The 25,384-nt window shown below is 63.6% G+C and carries 27 protein-coding genes and 1 pseudogene; 16 read left to right on the forward strand and 12 right to left on the reverse strand.

What is annotated here, in order from left to right:
* Nucleotides 1-10: 10 nt before the first annotated feature.
* The 5 genes from ACFWAY_RS17815 to ACFWAY_RS17835 form a co-directional block, all read right to left on the reverse strand.
* Nucleotides 11-553 carry a DnaB-like helicase N-terminal domain-containing protein gene (locus ACFWAY_RS17815; protein WP_378511463.1) on the reverse strand — a complete coding sequence of 181 codons (543 nt, stop codon included), beginning with the start codon at nucleotides 551-553 and terminating at the stop codon, nucleotides 11-13.
* 549 nt (nucleotides 554-1,102) lie between these two features.
* Entirely contained in the window at nucleotides 1,103-1,579 is a 477-nt protein-coding gene (locus ACFWAY_RS17820) for a hypothetical protein (protein ID WP_378511464.1), read from the reverse strand.
* 439 nt (nucleotides 1,580-2,018) lie between these two features.
* Nucleotides 2,019-2,408, reverse strand: coding sequence for a hypothetical protein (locus tag ACFWAY_RS17825; protein WP_378511465.1), 390 nt, complete (start codon nucleotides 2,406-2,408; stop codon nucleotides 2,019-2,021).
* Between the two features lie 297 nt (nucleotides 2,409-2,705).
* Nucleotides 2,706-2,960: a hypothetical protein gene (locus ACFWAY_RS17830; protein WP_378511466.1), complete on the reverse strand. Its 255-nt coding sequence runs from the start codon at nucleotides 2,958-2,960 to the stop codon at nucleotides 2,706-2,708.
* A 206-nt stretch (nucleotides 2,961-3,166) separates the two neighbouring features.
* Nucleotides 3,167-4,126 (reverse strand): hypothetical protein, encoded by a 960-nt coding sequence (locus ACFWAY_RS17835; protein WP_378511467.1) that lies wholly within the window; start codon nucleotides 4,124-4,126, stop codon nucleotides 3,167-3,169.
* Between the two features lie 1,627 nt (nucleotides 4,127-5,753).
* Between ACFWAY_RS17835 and ACFWAY_RS17840 the strand changes: the two genes are divergently transcribed.
* From ACFWAY_RS17840 to ACFWAY_RS17860, 5 genes are all read left to right on the forward strand, one after another.
* Nucleotides 5,754-6,758, forward strand: coding sequence for a hypothetical protein (locus ACFWAY_RS17840; RefSeq protein ID WP_378511468.1), 1,005 nt, complete (start codon nucleotides 5,754-5,756; stop codon nucleotides 6,756-6,758).
* Complete coding sequence (locus ACFWAY_RS17845) at nucleotides 6,758-7,924, forward strand: hypothetical protein (RefSeq protein ID WP_378511469.1); 1,167 nt, start codon at nucleotides 6,758-6,760, stop codon at nucleotides 7,922-7,924. The genes ACFWAY_RS17840 and ACFWAY_RS17845 overlap by 1 nt, the downstream gene beginning before the upstream one ends.
* Before the next feature lie 287 nt (nucleotides 7,925-8,211).
* Nucleotides 8,212-8,460 (forward strand): hypothetical protein, encoded by a 249-nt coding sequence (locus ACFWAY_RS17850; protein WP_378511470.1) that lies wholly within the window; start codon nucleotides 8,212-8,214, stop codon nucleotides 8,458-8,460.
* 1,614 nt (nucleotides 8,461-10,074) lie between these two features.
* Nucleotides 10,075-10,527: a hypothetical protein gene (locus ACFWAY_RS17855; protein WP_378511471.1), complete on the forward strand. Its 453-nt coding sequence runs from the start codon at nucleotides 10,075-10,077 to the stop codon at nucleotides 10,525-10,527.
* A complete protein-coding gene (locus ACFWAY_RS17860; RefSeq protein ID WP_378511472.1) occupies nucleotides 10,499-10,945 on the forward strand; it encodes a hypothetical protein in 447 nt (148 codons plus the stop codon). Before ACFWAY_RS17855 ends, ACFWAY_RS17860 begins: the two co-directional genes overlap by 29 nt.
* A 55-nt stretch (nucleotides 10,946-11,000) precedes the next feature.
* Here ACFWAY_RS17860 and ACFWAY_RS17865 read toward each other — a convergent pair whose 3' ends face one another.
* The 5 genes and pseudogenes from ACFWAY_RS17865 to ACFWAY_RS17885 all read right to left on the reverse strand — a co-directional run bounded on the left by ACFWAY_RS17865 (nucleotide 11,001) and on the right by ACFWAY_RS17885 (nucleotide 16,064).
* Nucleotides 11,001-11,492, reverse strand: a complete 492-nt coding sequence (locus ACFWAY_RS17865) for a hypothetical protein (RefSeq protein ID WP_378511473.1) — start codon at nucleotides 11,490-11,492, stop codon at nucleotides 11,001-11,003.
* 123 nt (nucleotides 11,493-11,615) lie between these two features.
* The gene (locus ACFWAY_RS17870; protein ID WP_378511474.1) at nucleotides 11,616-13,460 is read right to left on the reverse strand and encodes a DUF262 domain-containing protein; all 1,845 of its coding nucleotides are present in this window, start codon (nucleotides 13,458-13,460) and stop codon (nucleotides 11,616-11,618) included.
* A 700-nt stretch (nucleotides 13,461-14,160) separates the two neighbouring features.
* The gene (locus ACFWAY_RS17875; RefSeq protein ID WP_378511475.1) at nucleotides 14,161-14,616 is read right to left on the reverse strand and encodes a hypothetical protein; all 456 of its coding nucleotides are present in this window, start codon (nucleotides 14,614-14,616) and stop codon (nucleotides 14,161-14,163) included.
* Between the two features lie 391 nt (nucleotides 14,617-15,007).
* Nucleotides 15,008-15,644 (reverse strand): annotated as a pseudogene (locus ACFWAY_RS17880) (TetR/AcrR family transcriptional regulator).
* A 144-nt stretch (nucleotides 15,645-15,788) separates the two neighbouring features.
* A complete protein-coding gene (locus ACFWAY_RS17885) occupies nucleotides 15,789-16,064 on the reverse strand; it encodes a hypothetical protein (protein ID WP_378511476.1) in 276 nt (91 codons plus the stop codon).
* A 606-nt stretch (nucleotides 16,065-16,670) separates the two neighbouring features.
* Between ACFWAY_RS17885 and ACFWAY_RS17890 the strand changes: the two genes are divergently transcribed.
* From ACFWAY_RS17890 to ACFWAY_RS17900, 3 genes are all read left to right on the forward strand, one after another.
* Nucleotides 16,671-17,477: a TetR family transcriptional regulator gene (locus tag ACFWAY_RS17890; RefSeq protein WP_378511477.1), complete on the forward strand. Its 807-nt coding sequence runs from the start codon at nucleotides 16,671-16,673 to the stop codon at nucleotides 17,475-17,477.
* 112 nt (nucleotides 17,478-17,589) lie between these two features.
* On the forward strand, nucleotides 17,590-17,979 hold the full coding sequence (locus ACFWAY_RS17895) for a hypothetical protein (RefSeq protein ID WP_378511478.1): 390 nt from the start codon (nucleotides 17,590-17,592) through the stop codon (nucleotides 17,977-17,979).
* Between the two features lie 213 nt (nucleotides 17,980-18,192).
* Complete coding sequence (locus ACFWAY_RS17900; RefSeq protein WP_378511479.1) at nucleotides 18,193-18,510, forward strand: hypothetical protein; 318 nt, start codon at nucleotides 18,193-18,195, stop codon at nucleotides 18,508-18,510.
* An 89-nt stretch (nucleotides 18,511-18,599) separates the two neighbouring features.
* Here the strand turns inward: ACFWAY_RS17900 and ACFWAY_RS17905 are convergent, their stop codons facing one another.
* Nucleotides 18,600-18,875 carry a hypothetical protein gene (locus ACFWAY_RS17905; RefSeq protein ID WP_378511480.1) on the reverse strand — a complete coding sequence of 92 codons (276 nt, stop codon included), beginning with the start codon at nucleotides 18,873-18,875 and terminating at the stop codon, nucleotides 18,600-18,602.
* 207 nt (nucleotides 18,876-19,082) lie between these two features.
* Here ACFWAY_RS17905 and ACFWAY_RS17910 point away from each other — a divergent pair, with 207 nt between their 5' ends.
* A complete protein-coding gene (locus tag ACFWAY_RS17910; protein ID WP_378511524.1) occupies nucleotides 19,083-19,238 on the forward strand; it encodes a DUF6131 family protein in 156 nt (51 codons plus the stop codon).
* Between the two features lie 201 nt (nucleotides 19,239-19,439).
* Here ACFWAY_RS17910 and ACFWAY_RS17915 read toward each other — a convergent pair whose 3' ends face one another.
* Nucleotides 19,440-20,171, reverse strand: a complete 732-nt coding sequence (locus ACFWAY_RS17915; protein WP_378511481.1) for a TetR/AcrR family transcriptional regulator C-terminal domain-containing protein — start codon at nucleotides 20,169-20,171, stop codon at nucleotides 19,440-19,442.
* Between the two features lie 233 nt (nucleotides 20,172-20,404).
* Here ACFWAY_RS17915 and ACFWAY_RS17920 point away from each other — a divergent pair, with 233 nt between their 5' ends.
* From ACFWAY_RS17920 to ACFWAY_RS17950, 7 genes are all read left to right on the forward strand, one after another.
* Entirely contained in the window at nucleotides 20,405-20,734 is a 330-nt protein-coding gene (locus ACFWAY_RS17920; protein ID WP_378511482.1) for a hypothetical protein, read from the forward strand.
* Between the two features lie 192 nt (nucleotides 20,735-20,926).
* Entirely contained in the window at nucleotides 20,927-21,157 is a 231-nt protein-coding gene (locus ACFWAY_RS17925; protein ID WP_378511483.1) for a hypothetical protein, read from the forward strand.
* Nucleotides 21,158-21,171: 14 nt separating this feature from the next.
* Nucleotides 21,172-21,423: a hypothetical protein gene (locus tag ACFWAY_RS17930; RefSeq protein WP_378473426.1), complete on the forward strand. Its 252-nt coding sequence runs from the start codon at nucleotides 21,172-21,174 to the stop codon at nucleotides 21,421-21,423.
* Nucleotides 21,420-22,379, forward strand: a complete 960-nt coding sequence (locus tag ACFWAY_RS17935) for a ferritin-like domain-containing protein (RefSeq protein ID WP_378511484.1) — start codon at nucleotides 21,420-21,422, stop codon at nucleotides 22,377-22,379. Before ACFWAY_RS17930 ends, ACFWAY_RS17935 begins: the two co-directional genes overlap by 4 nt.
* Before the next feature lie 115 nt (nucleotides 22,380-22,494).
* A complete protein-coding gene (locus ACFWAY_RS17940) occupies nucleotides 22,495-23,052 on the forward strand; it encodes a CsbD family protein (RefSeq protein ID WP_378511485.1) in 558 nt (185 codons plus the stop codon).
* 30 nt (nucleotides 23,053-23,082) lie between these two features.
* On the forward strand, nucleotides 23,083-23,766 hold the full coding sequence (locus ACFWAY_RS17945) for an IF2 family translation initiation factor (RefSeq protein ID WP_378511486.1): 684 nt from the start codon (nucleotides 23,083-23,085) through the stop codon (nucleotides 23,764-23,766).
* A gap of 291 nt (nucleotides 23,767-24,057) precedes the next feature.
* Nucleotides 24,058-24,372 (forward strand): ANTAR domain-containing protein, encoded by a 315-nt coding sequence (locus ACFWAY_RS17950; RefSeq protein ID WP_378511487.1) that lies wholly within the window; start codon nucleotides 24,058-24,060, stop codon nucleotides 24,370-24,372.
* Nucleotides 24,373-25,384: the final 1,012 nt, after the last annotated feature.

The raw sequence follows: 25,384 nt of genomic DNA on the forward strand, positions 1-25,384 counted from the left end.
TTCTCTCCCCTCAATTGATGGTGGCGCAGATGGCTGCGTAGCGGGTGTGGGCGTCGCGTTGGCGGCGGCCGAGCTGGCACATGTACTCATAGAGGTCGTCGGTGGCCACGGTCTCGACAGCTTCGCTCAGTGCGTGGGCCGCGGTCTCGAAGGAGCGTCTGTAGGACTGGGCGACAACGGCTTTGGCGTAATAGGGGGCGCGTTCGGGAAAGGGTGCTGAGCCGATGATGCGCACGAGCTGCTGACGCAGCGGCACTCGATGGTGCTCGATGCCGGCGGGCTTGCTGTCGATCTCGTGGGCGACCATGACGTAGTCGTGTGGCTGTCCCCGGCGGATCAGGCCGTGAATCAGTCCATAGAGGGCGGCGTATGCGGGGTCGTCGAAGTCATCGCGACCCAGGACGTCGACTATCGGACGGGCTTGATCTGCTGGGATCTGCATCAGTGCGGCCAGGCAACACGCTTCGGGTCCCAGATGCGGCGCGGCGGCGGACAGCTCCACCTCGCCGACCATATCCTCGGTTACCGGTGCAATTCGCAGTGGCGCGGCCATTTTTCCTCCCCCTATTTGGACAATTCTTATTGTAGTCGATAAAGCGGCTTTTCTCCCGATTCCAAGCGAAGTTATTTCCTTTAAATAGCGTTGCCCCCGGACGCCTCATGCGACTGCGTCATCTCGGTCCTCGAAGCCTTTATACCAGCGGCGATGCGGCTCGAACCGAGAGATCTAGGCATTTCTTGGTTTCAGACTAGAGACCGGGTTTTGCCATATAAAGCGATATTCGAATCCAATACATTTAAGCGTTCCACTGCGGCATGGAAAGATTTTCGCATCCGAATTATTGCATGCACTCAAATCGTGAGGGAATAACTTTCCCGAAAGCGCGAGAGGCACCCATCGCCAGTTCCGTTCGGGAAATCCCGTAGTTCCGTCCGTTGCGGTGCCGGGGGTCGGCGACTATGCGCGCACGGCGCGGCGCCCGTCAGAAGGTCTGCCCCGCCGGAGCTGCGTGTACGGTTTTCGGCGAGCACACCGGGGCAGATAGTTGCTGCCCGGTGTGCTCATTCCGGAGACCTGGTTGTCCGCCTGTCGCGGGATTGGTTACGCGGGAATCCAGGTCAGGCCCTGGTCCCCGATCAGTGCGGTTCCCCCGTCCGGCGCACTGCCGGCGTACTGGTGCAGCGCCGTGCAGGCGCGGGTGATCGCGCGGCCGAGTGCATCGGGAGAGTCGCCGAGTGCGTCGACGCTGGCCTCGCCCATGGCCAGGGCGACCGAGTCGCCCTGGTCCTCGTACAGGCCGACGACCCAGTGGGTGATCGGCGTATCGGTGGTCAGGGCGGGGTCGCCGTTGGTGGTGGCGAGGAGGTAGATCGACCGGCCGTCGGCGGTGCGGCCTGGATCGCCGGTGAGGGCGTAGCAGTTCCCTCCGGTCGAGATCACCTCGGGATCAGCGATCCCGGCCGCGGCCAGTCGGTCCAGCTCGTGTGCGTAGGTCTCCTCGAGGGTGCCGTAGTGCCGGTAGTCGAGCTGCTCGGACGCCCCCATACCGGGAGCCACGGATGCTGTTGCTGTGCACATGGGTCGGTGACCTTTCGTACGGGATCGGACCCACTCGTGTGCCCCGATCGTTCGTTTTGCCGTGCTGGCAAGGGAGAGTCGGATCGGCGGTATCAGGGCCTGGCGCAACCCCTGGGCCGGGAAGTTTCTCTGCGAGCGCCAGCGAGTGCGGGTGGAGAAAGTTCTCGGAGCCTTGTGCCAGCGCTTGCGCCGCCAGGGGTTTTGCCGGGACCGCCGTCGATCAGGATCGGAAGGCCAGCACGTCAAACGAACGATGTTCTTCGACAGGGCGGAGCGCAGCGGAGTTCGAATCAGGGGACGCCGCAGGCGGTCCGGTAGCCGCCGGAGGCGGGTACATCACGAACCGAATCACCCGATGCGGTCAGTCGTGCTGGGTGTCGCGCCGCGCCTGACGACGATCTCGCGGTTCATGGCCTGCTCGATCGAGGCACCAGGCACGCTAGAGAGCGCGCTCTCCCCTGCCTGTTTCTCGCAGGGTTACGCGAGCGAGCATCTGTTCCATCTGCGGCCACCCGAACCGTAGATCGGCGGCGATCATCCCTGCACGGGTGTCGAGATCCGGCTCGAACGCGGCGAAGACCACCCGAGCGGCTGGGGCGGGCACCGTGTGCTCCACAGCCTCAACGGTTTCGCGCGACCAGCGGTCCTCGTCGACCGTGGTGTCGGGCTTGCCGAACAGCTCGGTCACCCGGTGCCGGGCGTAACCGGCCTGTTCGAGGTCAGTTGCGGTGTAGAACTCGGTCATAGCTCTCCCCTGTGCGTTTGAACTTGGCAATTTCTGGACCGGGCGATGCGTGACGGGCACGAAGATCGTGTCGACGCCGGACATTATGAGTGGTCCGGCCTTCTGCCAGCCGTGCTCTGTCAGAACGCGGGTGGCCTCTGTGACGCGGACCGTACCCGGCTCGAGCGGCAAGGTAGTGATTACGTCGCCGTCCTGGGTACGGACCTCGATAGGACCCTGATGGAAATCGAAGGGACGTATGGCCCGCCGTCGGCGAGGTGGTCCAGGCCCTGTTCGAAGACTTTGTGCCAACTGCGACGCTCCCAGACTCCGCACCACCCACCCGAGCAAGACTCCCAGTGCGGCAACGTTCAGGCTCAGAGAATCCATTCGCCCATCAGCTCAGCTCCTTGCGTTCAGGCGGTCCCAGCGACGGTGATCGTCACCAGCAGCAGCGGTCACCACGATCGCGACAACGACGGCGAGCACCAGCGGCACCGAGATCACGGTGACTGTCACCACTCCCACGAACGCGGCCGCGAAGGCGAGCGCCGCGAGCGGCCAGACCATGCGGGCAGCCACGGTCTGGCGTTTGACCAGGGCAACCGAGCCGCCGACGACCCGCGCTGCGCCGATACACAGAATCCAGGTGGTCATCGTTTCGTACGCCCCTTCAGATGTCGGGTGGCTAAGGTTCCAGCGTCGTCATGCCCTGGCAATCACGGCCGCGACGGTCGGTCGCGCGACTGCGCTGGATGTCAGCATCGCCCGCCGGAGTGGCTCTTGTGTCGCTCAGGGACGGTTCCTTGACCCTCTCTCGGCGTCGTCGCGTGACGGTTAATGAGCAGCGGTGCGGCGTTGGTTCAGGTGTCGGTGCCTCGGCCCCCTGGCTGCCGTCGTAGTTCCTCGATCGTCTGCTCGGCGGCGCGCAGCGCGGTGGCCAGCGCGTCGACGCGGTCGGCGGCCGATTGCCGGACCTCGGCCAGTTGGGCGGCGTGATCGGCGCGCACCTGGTCGCGGTCCGCGCGGACCTCGGTGCGCAGGTCAGCGAGTTCGCCGCGCAGACGGTCCACATCCTCGCGGCCTTCCTGCGCCGCGGCTTGCGCTGCAGCGGTCTGCGTCTCGGCGCGGGCCTGCGCGAGCTGAGCCTCGGTCTCGGCGGCCGTGATCCTCTCCGTGGCCTCCGCCTGGATGCGCTCGAGTTCCGCACGTGCCTCACGTTCACGGTTCGCCGCGTCCTCCACGGCGGCGGCGGCCTCGGTCTGGATCCGCGCCAGCTCCGCGTACGCGTCCTCCGCGGCAGCGTCAGCCTCCTCCCGCGCCTGCTGATGTTCACTCGCGCGGGCCTCCGCCTCACGGCGGCGGCGTTCCTCCTCGCCCCGCAGCCGTTCCGCTTCAGCCACTTTCGCGAGCGCCTCGGCGTGGGCCTGGTCGACCTCGGCGGCGGCCGCCTCGACATCGGTCACCGAAGCGATCGTCTCGGTCACGGCCTCGAGGAAGCCACGGAGCTCCGCGAGACGGCGAGGCAGCTCCTCGAGCTGCACACCGAGGGTGGCCCGTGCCATCGACACCGGCGCCGTCACCCCACCCTCATCTCCTGCGACCGCCGGCGGCTCGGCCTGCCCCGCACCGACGGTCGCGAGACGTCGGCGCTCCTTCCACGCGTTGCCCTTGTTGTGCACCGGGCCACCGGGATCGGCCTGTCCGCAGTACTTCGACGGCCGTCCCGTCTTCGGATCGTCCAGGCTGGGCCGGCTACACCCACCGGGGAACTCGCACATCCCCCGGCGGCCGCCTTGTGCTTCGCTGTCGTTGGTCGTCACCGTTCCGAGCCTACCGGTTAAGTCGCTTTAGTGTCTATAGTTCCGTTTCGTTTCGTATCTTGCGATTAGATACGTAACTAACGATACTTAACTCGTGACGAGATGGTGGGCGAGCGAACTGGACCGTGAATGCGTCGGTGTCGGGTTCTCATCCCCCGCCACCCTCGACGCCCCGCCTCTCAGGCCGATGGGGCCCGGCAGGTCAGGGCACAATCACAGGTATGAGTCGGCTGATCGCGTCGATGCTCGCGACGGCCGGCCCTCCCCCGGGAGAATGACCGTCCGTGGAGCTTCGAAATGAAGTACGACGGGTGTCGGATGCTGGCCTCCGTCGGCTGCGGCCGTGAGCCTGAGCTGTGGACCCGCAACCTCAACATCGTGACGGCCTCCTACCCGGGAGGTCGCCGAGGCCCTGTCGACGGGGCGTTCGGGGGGCGGCGGGCGCATCGTCCTCGACGGGGAGATCGTGGCCATGGACCGTCGCCGCCTTCGGGCTGCTCCAGCGCAGACTCGGTGTTGCACGTGCGACGAAACCGCTGCAACGGCGGATACCTGTGACGTACTTGCCTTTTGACGTGCTCGTACGAAGCGGTGAGGAACTCGTGCGAGCGGCCTTACCTGGATCGGCGGGCGGAGCTGGCCGAACTGGCGGGAGGAATTCCGTACGCTCGAACGCCCCACCAGCCCCCTCACAGATGACCGGTCAGCGGCCTTTGACGGCTACTCCGAGGTGTGGTGGCTCACCCCGGTCACGGTGATCGAGGTCGACTTCAGATCACACCCAAGGTGGGCTCAGACATCCGTCGTACAAGGGAAAACGCCTGGATATCGACCCCGAATCGGTCAGGGTCGAAGACCTGTAGAGAAGTCAGAGGAAAGCCGCCGACACCTTCCCCTGCGTCAGCGGCTCCTCATCCTTTCCGGGGAACGCTGCGCAATGCAGGTCTTACCCCGGTCAGGGTGACAGTGACGCCATATCGCCTCTCGGCAAGTGGTCGCTCGCAGCGACGATTATTTATGTGGTACCCGGGGTATGCCCGCCACCGTCAGCTTCATCAACAGCGGATCCTGCACTAGTATTCCAGCCCGCCGACTATGGGATCCGTGAGATAGCAGCGTGGCGAGGCTGCGGGTGCGGGGGGTGAAGCGTTCGAACTGCGCCAGAGACCCCAGCATGTCGAGGACTAGGCTCGCGCCCACCACGTTCGAACTCCCCATCGATAACGCCCCATAAGCAAGGGGATTCGGTGTATGCAGCGGGTCCGGCCTACCGATGAAATGGTGATCGGCAAGCGGCGTGGTCAAGGTTTCTCCAAACAGGACTGACCAGTCTTGACCTTTCGTCGTCTTACGGCGGACGATTACTAGGTACATCTGGCCTGCTATGGGCGACATAGCGCTGAGAGTCGGTCGCATGAGGAGTAGAAGTGTGGGCAGCCACACGATGTCGGTGGGCAAATGTCTACCGCCCTGACCTGGGAAACCGACGGTGAACAGAAGGTCGAGAGTTCGGTCCTGCCGGACGACAAGAGCCGCCGAGGGCGGCGGGTGTAGGCGTAGCGCCAGCCTCCGAGAGGTTGGGCGCATAGATGATTGTGATGGTATATCGCAGAATCCGACCCGCAGGATGGCCGAGCGCATCCTTTGGATGCTTGTCGGGGGATATCTGTTCGTCGCATCGATCATTCTCCTTCTCGCGCTGGTGAGATTCCTCCGCGCGTGCATCGGTCAGAGAACCGAAAGGTCGCCGACCGGCAAGCGGAGGGATGGATCCGTCACGGGTTCGGCGCCGGCGGCCATCATTCCCGAATTTGCCTTCCGAGAGGCCGACCCGCTTATCTACAGCCAGTTCTGGTTACGAAAGCAGGGCTTGGCGGTCACCTGGCACAACCCCGATATTCACCTGGAGCTGGCCTCGGCCCCCGGCGTCGCGGTCGATGCATCGGCGTTGTCACCGGATACCGAGTACAGAGTGTTCGCGCGGATCTGGAACCGCTCAACCGACGGGCCCGCAGCTGACGTCGAGGTTCGGCTGTCCTATATCGACTTCGGAATCGGCGGGGTGTCCGTTCCGATCGATTTCGACAAGGTCGATGTCCCGGTGAAAGGGGCGGCCGGCTCGCCGGGCGTGGCGAAGGTCGACTGGCGCACCCCGCCGAGGCCCGGGCACTACTGCCTGCAGGTGCTGATTGTGTGGCCCTACGACGCGAACCCCGACAACAACCTCGGCCAGCACAACGTCGATGTGAAGCCACTCAACAGCCCTACGGCCCGATTCATTGTGCCGGTTCGCAATACACTGCGACGAGATGCGAGCATTCGGCTGGTCGCCGACGGCTACGATCTGCCACCCCGGCGCCTGTGCCCGCCCGAGACGCCGGATGCCGAGGAACGGGCGCGTCGTGCACGAGCTGAGCACGATCCACTCGCGCACCCAGTCCCCGCCGGTTGGCGGGTGGACTTCGACATTGACGACCAGCAGATCCGTTTGGTGGCCGGCGAAACCGTCGACGTCCAGGTCACGGTGACCGCTCCGGACGGTTTCGTCGGTCGCCAGGCGATCAACGTCAATGGGTTCGAGGGCGGCCACCTGATTGGTGGGGTCACCCTGATTGCGGAAGGGGTCGCTTGATGAGCAGTCCTATTGGCGTGAGCAGCCGCGGGCGCTACACCCGCTGCGTCGAGAAGAGTGCGTATGCCAATCCAAAGTCTGTCGACCTCGGTAGCGTGTTCAGCACCGGTTTCGCCACCTTTGCCGAGGACGGCTGCGACTATCTGCTCGGCCGCAAGCTCGTCTGCCTCGGTGGCGTGCGCTGCGCCATCGGGACCATCGTGCAGATCGAACCGGTCGGACACCACAAGGCTGGTTTCGACGCCATCGACAACGATTTCTGTGTGAACCTGCTTCTGTTCCCGCATCAAGCCAACGAGCGCGAGTTCGGCGGGGACCCATACCCCACACAAAACAGAGTGGCGAACTGGCAGAAAGTCACCTCCGACGGTATCCAGGGGACCCTGATCCTGCACGATTCGAATAACATGCCCCAACCGGCCGGTCCCCGCCCCGATCGATCCGACAAGCCGTACAGCACGACCTACATTTTCAGAGGTGGACAACCAAGCCCCTACGTGCTGGAGGAAGACCCACAGGCGCCAAACGACCCCCTCAACACCTTCGGCGAAGTTCCCGTGCTGCACTGCGAGTGTGAGGGTTCACGCATATACATGGTGTGTAAGGCGCTCGAGCCGTATCTCGACATAGCTCGACTCGGAGGCGGATGTCGTGCAGCAATCGACTGGATCCCCTTCGCCGGTGACGCTATCTGCGCCCTTATCGAGGACGTGATCTTGCTCGCGCTGTCCCCGCTGATTTGGATGGCCTTCCTCAACGCCTGGCTCGAGGCGCAAGCGTTCGATGAAGACTTCACGACCGGGCCGGTGAAGCGCTGGGCCGAGCTGAACGAGTCGGTGCTCGTCACCGGCGAGTGGGTCTGGGATGGCGGACACCAAGGCTGGAACGAAATCCACCCAGTTCACGTGATGATGAAGGTTGTGCTGCCCACCCGCACTGCTGGACTTACGACCGACATGGCGCGCAGCTTCGTCCAGCGCTGGTGCGGCCTGGTTGCGCAGGTTCCACCACCTATTCGGCCGAACGGGCAGCCGGTGACCGTGATAACGCCCAAGCAGCAGGACACGTACAACCGCCAGCAGCGCCCGGAGAACCGGTGGACCTACCACCCGGATGTCGATGGTTGCCTGCCCCGCGATACCAAACCCGAGGTGCCGATCGTATGAACGGAAACCGCTTGAGGGAATGCCCGCCCTGCCTGCTCACCTTGGCCGGACTGACGCTGCTCTGGTCATTGTGTCTCTGGGTGGTAGTCGGGCGATGGCGTGACCGGCGACGGCGGTGAGAGATTCGGGCCGAACCTACTTGACGATCCATGGCGCCAACAAATGGCACGCGGGACATGCGGCAGCGATGACTGCCACCACAGCGCAACTTGCACGGCCGCTGCGACAGAACTGATAACGGTTCTGGAATCCGACACCTTCTTCCACAGGACACATGGAGGACACGAATGTTCCAACTCGTGCGAACGCTCCGAACACTGGACGTGGTCGTCCGTCAGGTACCGGTGTTCGTCATCTCGTTCCTAATTGCAAGCTTCTTCTACAAGTTCGGGAGCTTTGCCCTCGAGGCACTCGCCTTCCTCGCGACCTGGTTCGTCCTTGATGCCCTCGTCGAGGCTGGTGGCGTCGTCAGGACAAAGTTGACACAGTCCCATCCAGGGAGGGAGAAATCTGAAGACGGCACCCCTCGCAGATAAATCGCAAATAGATATTGCGCTGTCCGAGAAGCGATCGAATGATGGATGCAGCCATCTCGATAGGATCAACCGATCAATCTCTGAAACCCCGACCGTCGACCGCCCGATGTCTTTGCATGAATCACGGCGATGTCGGGTAACGCCTTAGCGATGATCTGGTGGGTGGCTAGCGGGGCAGTTGCGGTGATCGTGTCGCTGATCACGCCACGCGTTCGCGGACTCCTTTAACAGCAGTGGCGGAGGGTCAGGCGGCGGCGGTGCTGGCTGAGCTGTTTGCCTGGGACGGCTGGCCGAAGGTCGCCTCTCTGGCCACGGCAGCTGCAGCTATTGCGGCAAGGCATGGGGGCGGTCGAACGCCCAAGTTGTGCTGTAGCCGGGTCGTCTTTGTTTCCCTGACGCGCCGCCGGTTAGCTAGTCTTGAGTTGCGAGCTAGGAGGTCAGGATGCCGACCCGAGCGCGTCAGCTAAACAAATATTTGGGCGCCTACGACAAGCCGATTCTGCGGGACCCGATGTTCTGGGTCTTGGTTGGACTAGTCATTCTGGGATTTGTGGCTCTGATGTCGCCTGGCGATGAAGCGCAGCGGCCAACGGGAATGCCTTTGTGGCTGGATTCATCACTCGGCGCACTTGTGGTGGGCGCGCTAATTGGCTATCCGATTGCGATCGCTCGACGAGTAATACGGTCGCTCACGTCCAGGGGGTCCGAAACGCCGCCAAAAGATCCCTATCTTTTGGTCCAATACCCGTCGCCGCCTGATACTCCCAGTTGAGTCTCCGAGACACTTTCGCGGAGGGGATTCCGAACACATTTCCCCACCATCAGCACTACCAACTATCCCTGCCGATAGCGAGGATTCGCGAGCAGGAAACCTCATTTCTGACTGGAGCATTCTCAGTCAGTCTCGAGAAAGGCTCCCATTTCCGATTGCACGCACGGCGCGATCGCTACAGATAAGTCACGATCCGATTGAGCAATACACTCTACTGCTGGAGTTGGCCGAATCGATATCGATTTCTGTGGCGGCAGTCGCGGCCGCATGGTTAAACCAGAATGAGCCAGACAACCCTCAACTTCAGGCGCTATACCAGGCGTTGTCGCGAGGAATTAGCCAGGGCACATGGCATTCCGCCATAGCGGCCGCTGCGAAATCCATGGCCGACTCCGAATACGCGATCCCGGGTTACTGCCAAGGCGTCAGCAAATCGAAGAAGACCGCTGATCTAGTGAGCATCCTTCGCACCGTAGTCGAGGAACGCAATCGATGGGCGCATGGAGCGCGCCCGACCACCAAGGGCGACGCTGCAGTGCGTGTTGATGAGCTGATCGTATACCTTGACGACGCCCTAAGAAAGGTCAGTTTTCTTCAACAGAGTCCATGGATATTAGTTCGGGACACTTCATTTGACAGACGCCGCAAACTATTCGTCGCCAACGTTGGCCTCGCGATGAGTGATCACCCAGAATTCGCGCCTTCAACGATTAGCACTTCAACTCCGCTGGCCGAGGATACACTCTATGTAGATAACAAAGGTATGTTCATCGACCTAACACCGTTGATTGTCTACAGGTACTGTGCTCATTGCCGCCAACCTGAGATGTTCTACGCGGACAGTGGACGCATTCTCCCCGTACTACGAGGTGACGACGCTCGCGGACGTCACCGACCCGAACATCGTCCACGACACCGAACGCAAGATTTCTGTAGTTGGGATCTATGAGGCCTCCGAGGTCGACGCCTTGGTCGACGACTACCTGGCGAAGAAGGGCAACAATGCCCTCGAACGGTGGATCAAGCCCGCGGTCGATCGGCACGACGTCCGGCAACGCGAGGCTCTCGAAGTCGGCGACGCCGTGGCCGTCGAGGAGTTGGCGATGTTCCGCAAGGACGTGGGCACCTATCTCAAGCAGTACGACTTCCTCTCCCAGCTCTTCGACTACGAAGACCCGTGGCTGGAAAAACTGGCCATCTACCTCAAGCATCTTGCACCGCAGCTCACCGATCGGCCCTCAGTCCGACCCGATCGACCTGTCGACAGTGCAGCTGGACTACATCGCACAGCATGAGAAGGCCACCACCGCCGGCAAGCTCACCGCTGGCGTGGTCCTGCAACCGGCGAAGGATGCGGGAACGGGGGTTGTGCGGGACCCGGAGATGGTCGCGATCACGGAGATCATCGAGAAGATCAACGATCTGTTCTCCGGTGAGCACTCCGAGGCCAGTGTCCGAAACGTCATTACCCATGTACGGGACAAGCTCGAAGAGAGCGAGACCTTGAAGGAGCAGGCACAGGCGAACTCCCTTTCACAATTCGCGGCATCCCCCGACTTGCAGAACGAATTCGTCAGCGCCGTCATCGGGGCCATGGAATCATCGGCGGACCTGTCAGCCCAGATCCTCAACAATCCCAGCCTCGCCCAGAAACTCCTCGGCGAGCTGCTCCCCGTCGTGTACCGCAGTCACAACCCCACCAGCGCCGGTTGATGCGCTGCGCCGGTTACTTCATGGAAGGGTTTCGACGGCATCCAGGCGTTGATGACTACGGTTGGCCACCCTGCCATGCTTGCTCATATTCGTTCTTCGCTGTGAGCCCTAGTCCGCCTGAAATGCGAAGTAGCGAGGCCTTTGCGAGGAAATGCCACTCGGTTCCGAAGGCAGGCCCGAGGTCACTGAGCGTGTCTTGGATGTATCTGGAGCGGTTGGCTGCATCTGACTCGGACGCGAACACCTCAACCACTGCACCTCCATCGATCCCATCCGACTGCGCGTCTCCGCGGCTGTCTGCGAGTCGGGCTGCCGAGGTGTACTGACCTGGACGACCGATCAATTCGTTTGGGTCACTGTTCTCGTCGTAAACGACTACGCCAGTGACCTCTGGAATCTTCGCCTGAATCGCTTTTGCTACGTCGCCTGCATCGACGGCCGCTGAGTCATTTGAGCTTCGGGCGTCGTCATCATCTCGGCTTGAGCAAGCGATCAGGCCCATGAGAAGTGCCCCGATCACCGCGGTTCGAAGAAGGCGCATATACATGTTGTATCCGTCCCCAAGTGGGTCGGCGGCGCTGCCCCGAGGTCGTTAGCGGTGCTCGGAGACTCGCCGCCGCGCTCCAAATCTTCGTTCATCCTACGAGAATGAGCCAGCCCGGCCTTCCGGTTACCGATCTTCTGGGATTGAGTCCTCGATGAGATTTGCGGGTTCAAACTGGGTCGAGTCCTCCTCTGCGTGCCCTTCATCGGTGTCGCGTTGCACCGGCTTGCCGATCGCTTTCTCCACCAACTGGCACAACGATTCACGTCGTTCTCGGAAGTATCCGTCGAAGTCATCCGTTCGGAGTCGCTCAGCATTAACGAGATGGGTTTCGAGTAGTTGGTCCAGCCGATCGGCATCGATCTGCGCGCGGTTCTTGATCACGGTCAGGTACGCCGACGGTGCAGAACCCCCGATAACTCTGTTAGTCCGGGCGCTGATCGCAGTCTTATTGACGATACTTTCCCGGTGCTCGTCATCTATCCCGTTGTCGTTGCACCACTTTTGTGGGAACACGTGATGGATATCGACGGCTAGATCAACGTATTGCACCTTGTCAAGCGCTCTATCTTCCATCCAGTCACGGGCGCCGCCAGCGAGGATCAGCGCAGCGATTCCCTTGTAGGCTGCGGCGTTCCGAGTACGCAGCGAATGGAGACGGGACTCGACGAAGGAGGCATCCTGGAGCGTGCGGGGGGTCGCCACCTCCGTCTCGCCCTTCGCCCATGCCGGGACTGATTCGATGTCACGGGTGAATCGAGTCTCGATCGTGGATCCGTAAAGTTCGCCAAGAACCCCACACCAGAACCATCTGACGAGTCGTTCACTGACGCTGATCAGGTCGGCATCAGGGCCGAGGACAACTTTGATTGCGGCCAACGGAACCAGTTGCTTGGGATATGGCACATCGCGTGGGGCGAAGATGTGTCGATCGGCCAGGAAGGTGGCCGCCCAGATGAACGCTTCACGGAGAGGATCTCGCAATTCCAGGTAGTCGCCCAGGGTCAGTTTTAGGACGTCCTCGCGCTTGGCCGAGATTGCAGGCGGCCGTTCCGAAGTATCTGCCAGTTGCCGTTTCCGCGTGGCCAGCATGGTGACTGCCTGGAGGAAATCCGTGTTCTCCACGGCAGTTAGCACCGGATAAGCGGCCCACTTGAGCTGGGTTTCCTTCCAGTCGTCGTTGAGACGAAAGTCGGCCCCTGTGCTTTCATAAAAGTCGGCATCACCGGCGAACATCGCGGTGAGTAGTTCGAATACGTTGAGCGGGAGCCCGCCGGTGTTCACCTTCTCGAAGACCGTGGCGACCGCGGCCTTGTCGGTATTCTCGTCCAGTACGATCGCCGGGATGTCGTACGTGGCGGCCGGCTTTATGAAGCGTTCATGGAATCGTTTGCCGAGTTCGCGGTCGGAGAGTTCGAGGATCCAGCTCATGTAGTCGCCGTACAGCAGGTGCAACGGAAAGTACCCTTGTTCCCGCTGTTTGTCGTGGTCGGCGAGGTCGAGCACGATCTCCTTACCGAAGTTTGTGCGGACCACCCCTTCACCGGGGATCGAGATGACCGAATCGTCGACGCGGTTGGGATCGTTCAGCGCAGTCTCCATGTGCACCAAGTAGCGGCGGTCCAGCAGTTTTCCTCGACTGTCCTTGGTCGCGACGGCACCGTCCCCACTCAACGCCTGTGTGAGCGAGGTAAGGCGCTGCTGACCGTCCAACAGGAGGTACTTCGCTGCCGTTTCTGACGGAAGATCGACTCCCTCGATGAGGCGCGGCTTGAAGCGCACCTGCGTGTTCCCGGTCTTGAGCAGCATCACGGCACCGAGTGGGTGACCGCGTAACACCGTCACCAACAGTTGACGAATCCGCTCATCCTCCCACTTGTATCCGCGTTGGAAATCGGGGAGTTGGATCACGCCAGACCGCGTCCAAGCAAGATATTCCCCCAACTCATACATCGGCGTCAGGAAGCCCATCACTCATCCCTCTCGAGAAGGCGACTCGTCACGCAACCAGCAGGATCAATTCAGACGACATTACAGCCGAGATTCCAGGATGGGCGGTGATCGTTGTTTCGAATCGGTGGAGCTTCCAGCAAGTTGCCAGTCTCCATCGACGTGAGCGTCAGGGAGCTTCGTGACCGACCCACCCTGCTCACAGTTCGTCGAGGACGCCGCCGAAGTCGATAGTCGTCACGGCCAGCAGCGTGATCTCCACGTATGCGGGGCCATGGAGACTGCCCGGCGGTCGTTGCCGCCCACCGGAGCTACTTCTCGTCCCGACCCGGGAGGTCCTTGGGGTAGCAGCGACGTCGTTTCGTGAATGCGCTGGTCGTCATCAGCGCGGTTGTGCTGGCAATCGTCCTTTCGCCCATAGGGGTGAGGACGAAACAACTAACACGCAGCTCGAGCGCCAGTCTGTCGGCCGTTTCCACCATCTGCACCGGCAGAGCCGGTGGCGCCTCCTGCGCCAGCTAATGACATCGGAAGGCCGGTACGAGATGGTCAGATTCGTGGTAGTCGCGTTCGACGGCAGCACGGCGCAGCTCAGGTCACCACATCGCTCATGCGGACGTCCGGGTGAGGGATACCTCTGCGGTGTCACAAAGGGTCTGTGCCCCAATAGCCGTCGAATGAAGACGACTCGAAGTGGCTCAACTATACAAAGTGCGCTTCATCAGATGCCGTAGAAGAGGCCGAGATCGTCACAGATGCTGAAGTCGACCGGCGTGAAGATGTATCCACCGCCAGTTCCGCCATTTGGCGTCAGCAAGTTGCAGCTAAAGCGGGTCCAGTCGTCGCCGAGATGCGATGAGTTTTCCGTCGTGGTGGTGACCTCACCGGCACCCTTCTGCGACTGCGTAGTTGTCGTCACGCGAAAGAGGGTGACCAACGAGGTTCCTTGATAGAAGCTCCCGTCCGGGGCGACGGGCCCGTCGAGGGATCTGCCCGTGCGGTCCTCGGCTGTGCTCACCGTTACACAGTGCTTGGTGCCCTGCTCCACCGAGAAGGTGCCGCCCTGCGCCTCGCAGGTCGGCTTCAGGATCTCGGGCGGTGCCGCGAACGCGACCGTCGGCGCGGCGAGCAGTAGGGCGGCGGTGAACAGGGTGCTCAACCCTGCGGTGTTGCGCATGACGTACCTTTCTTGTCGAGCGCTAGCTCGAATAAGACGAACTCACAAGGGCCCGCGCGGAAGACGTGATCGCTGTCACCTTTATCGGTCGCCGTATCCGGCCCGTTACGCGCCGCCTCCGCCTCGCAACGAGCGTGGAGGCAGATCATGCGCAGGCCCGTGGCCGCGCGGTCACGGGCCTCTATTGGATGTGCCGGTCAGCGCCCCCTCATAGCGCACACACATTGAGCGCACCGCCGGGTTGCGTCCATGAGGATGGTATCGAGCCGGTTGGGACTTCACCGGCGTGTCGTAACAGGAAAGTAGGCGGTCATCGCGTGATTCTTCGAGAGACCTACCAACTCGGAGCCGGGGTTTGCGCCGACAGAGGCTCGAAGCCGGCAGCGCCGGTTCAGCGCGCCCTGGTGGTGATGATCGCCGCGAGATCATCGAGGGCGGTCAGGGCGGCGTCGGCGTCCCGGTCGACCAGCCAGCGCAGCACCAGCCCGTTCATGCACGTGAGCACGAACCGGGCGACCTGATCGACCGGGGTGGTCCAGCTGACTTCGGCTCGGGTCGCGCACAGGTCGAGGAACGCGACGGCTTCGGCGTCCATTGTGCGATATTGCTGCTGCGCGATCGCACCGGCCGAGAGGTTGCCAGCGCTGCGTTGGCGTAGCGCCGGGGCGGTGATCTCGTAGGTCAGCAGCTGGTGATGGGGGGGTGGATTCGATGATCGGCCAGAGTCCGCGGATTCCGGCGCGCAGCAGGTCCTCGAGCGCCGGAATTCCGGTCAGGCCGCCGGGTTCGGTGTACTGCTCGAACGCCGCCCGCATCGCGTCGTTGACCTGCAGGATCTGGGTTTGCCCGAGGTGGGTGAGGAGGGTGTCCTTGTCGTGGAAGTGGTAGTGCACCACCCCGAGGGAGACCCCGGCGGCGGTGGCGAGCGGGCGCATGGTCAGCGCGGCGACGCCCTGCTCGGCTGCGATCGTCAACGCGGCCTCGAGGATCTGGGCGCGGCGCTCGTCCGCGGGGAGCTTCTTCGCCATCGATTGAGCGTAAGTGCTCGACCGTGGGCCGGTGGGTGCCAGACCGCATTCCGAGCAAGGATGTGTGGAACTCGGGTGCGAGGGGGTGTTCCTTCCGATCCGCCGATCTCGACGCTGCGGAACGTTGGGGCCGCGAGTCGATCCTCATCCCACGATGATCAGCATCCCGATGAACGCGACCGCGCTGAGAGAGGCGGCGACGCAGATCGTCCACGCCCGTATCGCGACCCGGTGCCAATCCCGCCCTACGTGCACTGACGCGGCGGTGAGCACCCGTGACTGCGGGTCGGATGCAGCCTGATCGGCCCGTTCCGGCATCTGCTTGCGAGACGCCGCGTCGGCGGTGACCGCCGCGGCGAAAGACGCGGCGACCACGATCAGCGTGGCAGCTAGCACCGCGACCATCCAGAACATGTTCATACCGGCACTCGATCTTTCCTTGTTTGCTGGGCGTCCGCCGCTGACGCGATCGGTCGCCTACCGTCCCCCGCCCCGCGGTGTATCGCCGCGAGGGCGCTCTATGTTGCGCGGCGTCGAAGGCCTGACCGATCGCGGGAGCGGATCAGGCACCCACGGTGTGATGCTCGGGCGCCTGCGGCACGGCCCGGGCGCGGTGCGCCGGTGCGCCGACACCACGCCACGCCGGATCGACCCCTTCGCCAGATGAATCACCCCGAGATTTTCATACATTTTGATCACTCGTCCATTTCCTATTCTGATCACTCGTCGAAATTGAATTGGTCTTTCGTTCAGTTTGAGAAAGTGTCTGATTTCAGTTTTTGTGAAACACCTAGGGTACCTCGTGCGATATGCAGGTAAGCGGGATCGGCGATCTCGTTATACGACAACCAGGTAAAAGGAGTGAAGGTTCATGGGTTCTGCAGGTATAGACTTTTCGGTCGCCTTCGACGCGTTCCTGAAGTGGCTCAGCGTGACATTCGGCGGCGGCATCGGCATCGGCTGATCGCCGGATACGCCCTGGAACGGCGGTGGCTCGACTCACCAGGTGGGGGCCGAGCCACCACCATGAGAGGCGACTTCACCACCGAAATCAAGAATTATTCCGCTGCCGCGGCACGGTTTGCGCGGGGCACTCGGCATTATGCGAGGCGAGGCACATTGCCGTCGAAGGTAACCCCTGACAGAAGAGCGGTGATTGTCATTCAACAACGGTCTCGTGTGACCCGGAATAGCGTATTGCAGCGTGCGGCCGAGGAATTCGACCGACACGGGTATGTGCGCACGACTTTGGAGATGATTACCGGGCCCTCGGGCGTCGGCAAAGGCGCCGTGTATCACCATTTCACGTCGAAGCCGGCTCTCGCTGGCGCGGTCATTTCCGAGGGCATGAACCGAATGGACTATCTCCGTGCGCAGCAGATGCGCCGCCATTCTCGTGCCGTCGAAGCGCTCATCGAGCTCTCCTACACCCTGGCCGATACGGGGCGGGGTGAGGCGATGGTGCGGGCCGCGTTCCAACTGGTTCGCGAGATGGGCGATAGCAGCGGCCGCCTTCACACCTCGACCTCGACCATCCACACCTGGACCGAAACGTACCGAGGCTTGGTGGAGCGGGCCATCGCCGAAGGAGACATCCGGGCGGACCTCGATCCGGGTGAGGTCGCCGAGGTACTCGTCGCAGTCGCCTACGGCGCCCAACTGCACGCCACGGCGACCGGCATCCTCGACGCCGGGGCTCGCCAGGTGGATGAGAGTTGGCGGGTGCTGCTGCCCGCGCTCACCACACCACGGGACAAAACATACTTCCTGCGCTTCGCGCACCGCCGCACACCCGTCACCTCGCCCACTGGGGACACGCCGGGTCGCTCCTGACACCGGCAACCCGGTCCCACCAGCCGCTTCCCATGTCGGTCCGTCGTGCGTGGGAGTATCCGGCAGTGCGAGCCTTGAGTGCGCACCAACTTCCCACCGATAAGGCCAACCCATGCAGGACCCACCCCCTACCGAACGCCCGGAGCAGGTGACGGATCCCGGGAGCGGATCCGACGACACCGGTCTCGCCCCGCCGGGCGAGCAGACCGACGAATTCCTCGCCCGCGCCGTGACCGCTGCTCTCGCCGAGGGCATGTCGTGGGAACAGATCGCTACCCGACTCGGTGTGCCGCCGCCTCCGACCTCCGGCGGGGCACCGACCGACCAGGACTGGCAGAACGCAATCGCGGCCCACGAGAACGCTCGAGCGCAGCGCATCCACGCCGACGACGAGGGCGCAGCACCAGAATCGGACCACCCGGTCATCGACTCGGCGGCCACACGGCACCTCACCGCACCTCAACCGCACACCACACGACACCCACCGGATACGTCTTCCTGAGCCGGGGCGAAGCCCAGGGAAGGGTGTCGGCACCGGGTGGCGTCATCGGCTTTCGCATCCCTGTCCGATGGTTCGACCTGCGATTTTCGGGGAATTCTGAGGTGTTCACAGAACGGGTTCGTGAGCTTCGACGGTGGTCCCGACGTGACGCGCCGCCTGTTCACCCACCCGTTCGCTGCAGGAGTCGGGGACTCTCAGGACGAGGTGAGCAAAATGAAAAAGAAGAGCACGGTGCGCACGGCCATCGCGGCGGCCGTCATCGCTCCCGCGATCGCGCTCGGGACAGGGACCGCGACGGCGGTGCCGGCACTGAGCGTCGCGGCAACCGGTACAGGGGAAGTGACTGTCACCGTGCCGGCCGGGGAAAGCTGGACCTGCTTCGGATTCGACTCCGGGTTCAATTTCAAGACCGGTGCCTTCGCCACCGGTGTCGGCAAGCTGAGCGGCTTCGCGAAGGGGTCCAACGTGACCGTCTTCTGCTTCGGCGGCACGGCGCCGTTCTTCTTCAACGGGAGCGTGACCGTGAAGTGACCCGGCCGGTGCAGCCTGACTTGTCCTCGTAGACAACTTATTTCACCCCCACCACGACACCTGGGGGGCACCCGTCCGCTGGCGGCCGCTCAGCCGGTTGTGTCCGCCTCCGGGCCGGATCTCGCGGTGCCGGGCTCGATGGTGAGGTCGGCGGTATCGGCGAAGACCAGACGTCCGTCGTCGAGGGCGATCGCCCACCGATGCACGGGCGCCCACTCGTGCCCGCGTTCGGCCGTGTCGGTCAGTTCGGAGTAGTCCTCGACGATGACGCCGGTCGCGGCCTGTCCGAACTGTTGTTGGACCAGTACCCGGGTGCCCACGGTCAGGGTGCGGGGCTCCGGTTTCTTGTCGCCTTTCTCGGGCATGCGTATCGAACCTTCTCCCTCGGCGGTGTTCGCCGAGCATAAGCATGACCCCTGCCTGTCCGTTGCGCGATCGATGCCCGGCAGACCAGGGGCCCGGCATCGGGGCGATCCCGACGACCCTCCAGCACCGTTTCCGACCACACCTACGGGGTAACCGAAGGTCGAGGGCGCAGGTCGATGGCGGACATCGGCGAAACGAGGTTCATCGTGATCATTCTCGGACTGATTCTGCTCGTGATTGGGCTCGTGGCGCACATCTCGATCCTCACGACCATCGGGATCATCCTGTTGGTCATCGGGGTCATCCTCGCGCTGCTCGGGTCCACCGGCCGCGCCGTCGGCGGACGCCGCCACTGGTTCTAAGGTTCGGGCAACCCGGAAAACATGGGCACTTCTCCAAGCACGACCGGATGGTCGGCCACGAGGGGACCGGGTCTCCCCGGTCCCGGGAGCCGCGCTAGCGTGCGGGGTCGTGCTCGTGTTCGCTGTTCATCGATACCGAGATCTCGGTCGAGAAACTCTTCCGCATATCCAGCACACACTGCGGCGTGAGTCGACGGTTGGTCATGCTTCGATGGCGGAGGCAGCGGTGTGGAAGTGGGACTCGAGGCCGCCGATGGTGATGTCGAGGCCCTCGTCGAGAAGTTGCGCACCGTCGTAGTCGGCGAGTTCGGAAGCGAGGGAACGCAACCGGGGGAACTTGCTGCGCGGCAGGCGGTGCAGTCCGAGGCGGAGAACATCCTCCGACTCGTCGGGGTCCTCGATCAGTTCCTGGAGCTCGTCGAGAATGTGCCCTTGCAGGAACCCGAAGAACAGCCGGTAGGAGCGCAACGCATTCGGTGGGGTGAAGCCGGCCCGGATGAGCAGTTCGAGGAAGTCCTCGAGCGGGCGCAGCGTGCCCAGGGGTCGTAGGCCCAGAGGTGTCGAGAGGGGCCGGGTCACCAGCAGCGGGACGACATTGGGGTGCGCGAGTGCGAGGCCTCGGTAGCGGTGCGCGAGTAGTCGCAGTTCCTGTGTCCAGTCCTGCGCGTCGGGGTCGATGACGAGTTCCCGGAGTACCAGTTCGACGACACCGTCGAGGAGCGCCGCCTTGTTCTTCGCGTAGCGGTACAGGCTCATCGCGTCTCGCTCGAGTGCCTGCGCCAACCGGCGCATCGAGAGGGCGTCGACGCCCTCGTGGTCGACGATCTCGAGGGCGGTGGCCAGCACCTGCTCGGTGGTCAGGCGGACCAGACGGGTCCGAACCCGGGGACGGCCCTTGGTATTCGACTCGGCGGAGTCCGTGCGCGCACTCATCGCTGCCTCCCTTGATGTGGGACGGACCATAGGAGCCGCGTCCACGCCGGATCGTGTCTCTTATGCAGCCCTAACTACACCGTACACTTGCACTGTAGTTACTAATGGGTATACTTGTGGGGTATGGGTTCGCTCCAGCAGAGGGTCGCGCTCACCAACGTCCACCTCATTCGAGGAGACGTACATGGTGACCCGAATCTGCAACGCCGGGCACCCCATCGAAGGAGTCATCCATGACCTCCACCAATCCCAATCCCGCCGCTCACGCCAACACCGGAGCCGTCACTGCCGGCCCGCGCGCTCAGCTCGAGCCGCGCCGCAGCACCGAGACGAAGGCCGCGTTCAAGACCACCGAGTTCTTCGTCTACATCGCCGCAGTCATCGCAGTCCTCGTCGCCTCGTATCTGGTGGAGACGACCGACGCACACGAGGACTATTTCCGGGCGGACCGTGCCTGGTTCTACATCGTCATTCTGACGATCGCCTATGTCGTCAGCCGGGGCATCGCGAAGTCCGGCAGCCGCGAGCACTACACGGACACCGATCGGCACACCGGAAACTGACTCTTCCCGTAGCGCGGGGGGGTACCGGCCGCGCGTTTTGGCCGGGGCCCCGCGTGCTGGATCAGGCCTGGGCAGGGTCCGCGCCCTGGTCCTGCCACGCCTTGGCGATCGAATCCGTGATACCCCTCTCGAACGAGGAGTGTCCGTGCACCAGACAGTTGGCTCGAAATCTTGTCAGAATTGCTCTCACCCTTGCTCGTTGACGGTGCAACGCCACCGCATATCGATACCGCTCCCGCCGTCCACGCCGTGCACCCGCCCCTGGTCGAACTACCCGGCGTCCGGCGTGTCCTCGACCTCGCGGCGCTCACCATGTTGTCGGTTGCCGTGGCCGCGACGACGTCGTTCACAGTTGCAACCCTTGGTCTGCTCTCCGTGATCGGCGCCCGGGTTGCGTTGCGCCGCAGCTTGACTGCTCGATAAGAAAGGTTCATCCCATGTGGATTCTCGTCAGCCGTCTGCTACGCCGATGGAAGATGATCGTTCTCGCTCTTCCCCTCGTGGCCGCCGTACTGTCCCGACTCGGTAACCACCTCGAACGCCGCGCCGGCAAACCGACCACCGCATCGCGCGGCCTGCTCGGAATCTCGCGGTTCGCCCGTCGCCGGGCCGGCGCCGATGACGCCGCCACGCGTCCGGCCGGCGCACACCGCACACCCGACTCACTCGACCTCAGGAGTAATGCATGACCGACAACACCGCCACAGTGATCAACCAGCTGCGAATCGTACTGGACCTGACGCACAACGAAATTCAGGTCGCCGAGACCCGGATCGCGCAAGCTCGAACAGAAGCCGTCCGCCGGGAGCTGTCGCAGAATGCCGGCAACGCGCGTGAGCGCGCCGGCGCAGTGGAGGAAGCGATCCGTGACCTCGGTGGGCTTCCCGACGTCGTGGGCCCGTTCCTCGGTCGCGCGACTGCGATGGTGAAGGCGATGGCCGAGCAAGCGCAGCCGTTCGACGAGGCTCTGCTCGGTGACCTGATCCTCGAGCATCAGCTCCTCGACCGGGCGCGTTACCTCCGGGCACTGGCGACCGCGTCGCAGCACAACGGCGTCATCACATTGGCCGGACGATTGATCACCGCCCACACCGCCACAGTCGAATGGTTGACGACGGTGCTGGCTGAGGACGCCCTCGGGGGCCCGGCGGCATTGCGACGCACCCCGATGCAGGCCGCTACCGGGACCGCGATCCGGTTGATCAACGTCCCGGCGACGTGGTCGGCGCGCGGAATCGATCGCGCCATTGACACCGTCCGGGCCACCCCGGACCGGATCGGTGCGCTTCTGAGCCGCGGTGCCCACGCCGGTGACGTGGCCACGAAGACGCTCGTCGCCAGTCGCGACGCGGCACTCGAGTCGGCCGAAGAGGTGACCCGCCGAGAAGGCGCATCCGGTGTCGCGGATGCCATCCGCAATGCCCGAACCGTCAATGGTTCTCTCGAGGACGACGAGCTCCCGATCTCCGACTACACCGAACTCAACGTCTCCGGTGCGGTGGCCGCGGTGAAGGAACTCACCGTACCTGGCGACATTCGCATCATCATCGCCCACGAAGAGGCGAACAAGAACCGCCACGGGGTGGTATCGGCAGCGCAGACCCGCCTCGCCGCCATCGCGCAGGAAGTCGTCAGCATCAACTGATCGGACGTGGGCGCCAGGCAGGCCGAACCGCATCGACGCGATGAAGGCCGTCTGGCGCCACCCCACACGCGGGTGGCGGTACCGTCGCCCGCCCGAATACCAGGAGAACATTCTCATGAATGAGCAGAACACGTCCGGACAAGCGCGCAAGGGCCTCCTCGACTCGGTCAAGGGCAAGGTGAAGGAAGTGGCCGGGGCCGTGACCGGCAACGACTCTCTGGCCACCGAAGGACAGCTGCAACAGGCGCAGGCGCAGCAACGTAGGGAAGCGAACAGCGCCGAGGCCGTGGCCCGCGCGGAAACCTCGCAGGCCGCAGAGGAACTCGGTGAGGTGCGTCGCGAGAGTGCCGAGGAACGCGCCGCGATCGGCGCGGAGACGGCGGCCGCCGAGGAAGCTGCCCGCAGCCGGCAGCACGCCGAGCACCAGGCAGCGGAGCAGAACCAGCACCGCCAGGTCGCGCAGGAGCAGTCTCGCGCGGCGGCCGACGCCCGCGACGAAGCCGCCCGCGCGGAAACCGCCGCACGAGCGAAGACGGCCGCCGCCGCCGAAGAAGCCGTCGACGCCACCGACGAACACCGGCGGGCTGTGCGTGAGGCGAACGCCGCCCGCGACGAGGCGGAACGAGTTCGGCGTGCCGCCGAGGGCCTCACCGGCGACGCCGGCCTGTCCTGATCCACTCCCCACGAATCATCGGAGATTGTCATGAACATCCTCACCGTCCCCGTCACCATCTTGCGGTTGCAGTACACGATCCTGCGGATCCCTCTGCAACTCGTCGAAGACCAGCTGATGTCCCGGCTGGCACCCGAATCACCGGCCCGGCTGATGTACGAACGCACCCTCGGGGTGCTCGACGGCGCCGTCGGCGGTGCACTCGGCGACCGTGACACCGAGCGGCGCGGCGACGCACTCACCGAGCGCAGCGACGCGCTGGCCCGGGCGGCGGAACTCGAGCAGGAGGCGGCACGCACCGAGGCCGAGGCGGACACGGCACTGGAGACCAAGCGCAAACAGGTCCACGACGAGCAGGTGGCAGCCCGCGAGGCGAAGCAGCGCGACGTCGAACAGGCCCGCCGCCGTGAGGACGAGCGCAAACAGGCCTCCGCACGGGACGCCGAGCAACGCACACAGGTCGCGAAGAAGAACGCCGATCAACTCGCCGCCCAACGCACCCAGGCCGCGGAGGCCGAGCACCGCGCCGAGCAGACCAAACTTAGGGAAGCGGAGAAGGCGGCGACAGCGCCGGCCAAGGCCCAGCTGAAGGACGCCGCGGACAAGCAGGACGAGGCGGCGGGCAAACGCGCTCGCGCCGACCGCGTGGAGAAACTGGCCGACGCGGAGAAGGCCAAGCGCCGCACCGAGACGGCAGCCAACGGGAAACGCTGACCAGACACCCGGTTCGGTCCTGCTGCAGTTGCGCAGGACTGTTCCCGGTCGCGGCAGGGTTACCTCGGATACACATCGTCAGGCGCGTCCGGACGCGGTGACGGCCAGTCTCCCCCGTTCAGCCAGACACCTCGACCGACCGTTGCATCGGAAGGCAGAAATTGTGAATGTGAACATCGTCCCGCTCATCCTTCTGCCGAGGCTCGGGGGCGGGATCAATGCGCGTCTTACCTCGAAAGGCTTCGTCAGCAGGTTTTCTGCCGGTCACCACCTGTCGTGGTCTCGGTTCTGATGACGGCCATACCGACAGGTTCCTCCCTGTCCGGGTCGAATTTCCGCGCCCAGCTCGAGGTGGCGCAACACCTCGTGATGGAGGCCCGCCACTGCAACGAGGATCAGGCGTTCGACGAACTCCTCGACGTCGCGACCCGGCACCATCTCGATCTCCTGAACTTCGTCGAAGCGTTCAGCGAAATCCCCGATCACGGGACCTGGTTGTCGCCGACCGACGACCTCGTCGGTGCGCGGGCCGTCGCCATCGAGCACTGGCATCGCCTGGCCTCCCCTCGCCCCGACCCGGAACACAAAGGACGGAACGCCTCATGATCGATTCCGGCAGTGGGATCACCACACCCGAGACGATGAGGCCCCCGGTGAACACCACCGAATGGATCAAGGCACATCTCGAGCGTGCAAACCCTCGTCCCCACGGCCGCGGATGACCCGTATAACACCGCCTACCGGCGCAGATCCGAACGCCCGCTGCTGCATGATCACCAACCTCGGGGTAATCGGCCGGCAGGTGCGCTGAACTGCTTTCATCACCGCGGCGCGGTGGTGGAGTTGTTCGACGAGCAGATCGTCTTAGCGCGAACGGTATCGTGCTCATGCGGGTGACCCGCCAGGATGGTTCGACATATGACCTGGGTTCTGAGCGGGGATAAAGCGGTTGACTCTCAAGTGTTGATCACGCGAATGACGTTGCTGATCGCTCCACCTTGCGACACTTACTACAGAGATCGTCCGTCTCTACCGTGTCGGGGTGACATGAGGGGGCAACCATGGCCCGTTTCCACCGCGTCCCGATTCTCGCGAGCCGCAAGCTGCGAACCATCACGGTCCTTGCAATCGCAGCGGGTGTCGCGCTGTTAGGCCCCGTCGCCGTCCAGGCCACCCCCGCCGATTACCAGTTCCCACTCCCAGTCGCGGGAGCCACCGCTTCACCGCCGTTCATGTTCTGGACGCCGGTTGGCGGATGGGTGGCGGCGCAGACTGACCCTTCGGCACCAGGAATTACTCGATTCGTTGCGAGCGCCCCGGCGCCATGTTTTTGTTCGGTCCAATGGCGAAACCTGTCGACTGGTGCCACTGGCGTCACGGCCGCTTCTCCCTGGGTGCCGGAGCCGAGTATCGACGGACGAGCGGTGACTGGATCTGGTGTAGTTGTCGGAACGGTGGGGGTCGGCGGCTCACCAAGTTTCACCTTGCTTCCGTCCGCTGGGGTATGGATGGTTCCGTAGTGTTGAACGACGACACGGTGAGGACTTCAGGGCGGGACCGCAGGTATTCCCGTACGTCAAGAACGACCAGTTCCCATACATCGCCAGTGGCAGTCCAT

Origin of the sequence: Rhodococcus sp. NPDC059968 (genome assembly GCF_042738615.1) — a bacterium.
GTDB lineage: Bacteria > Actinomycetota > Actinomycetes > Mycobacteriales > Mycobacteriaceae > Rhodococcus_F.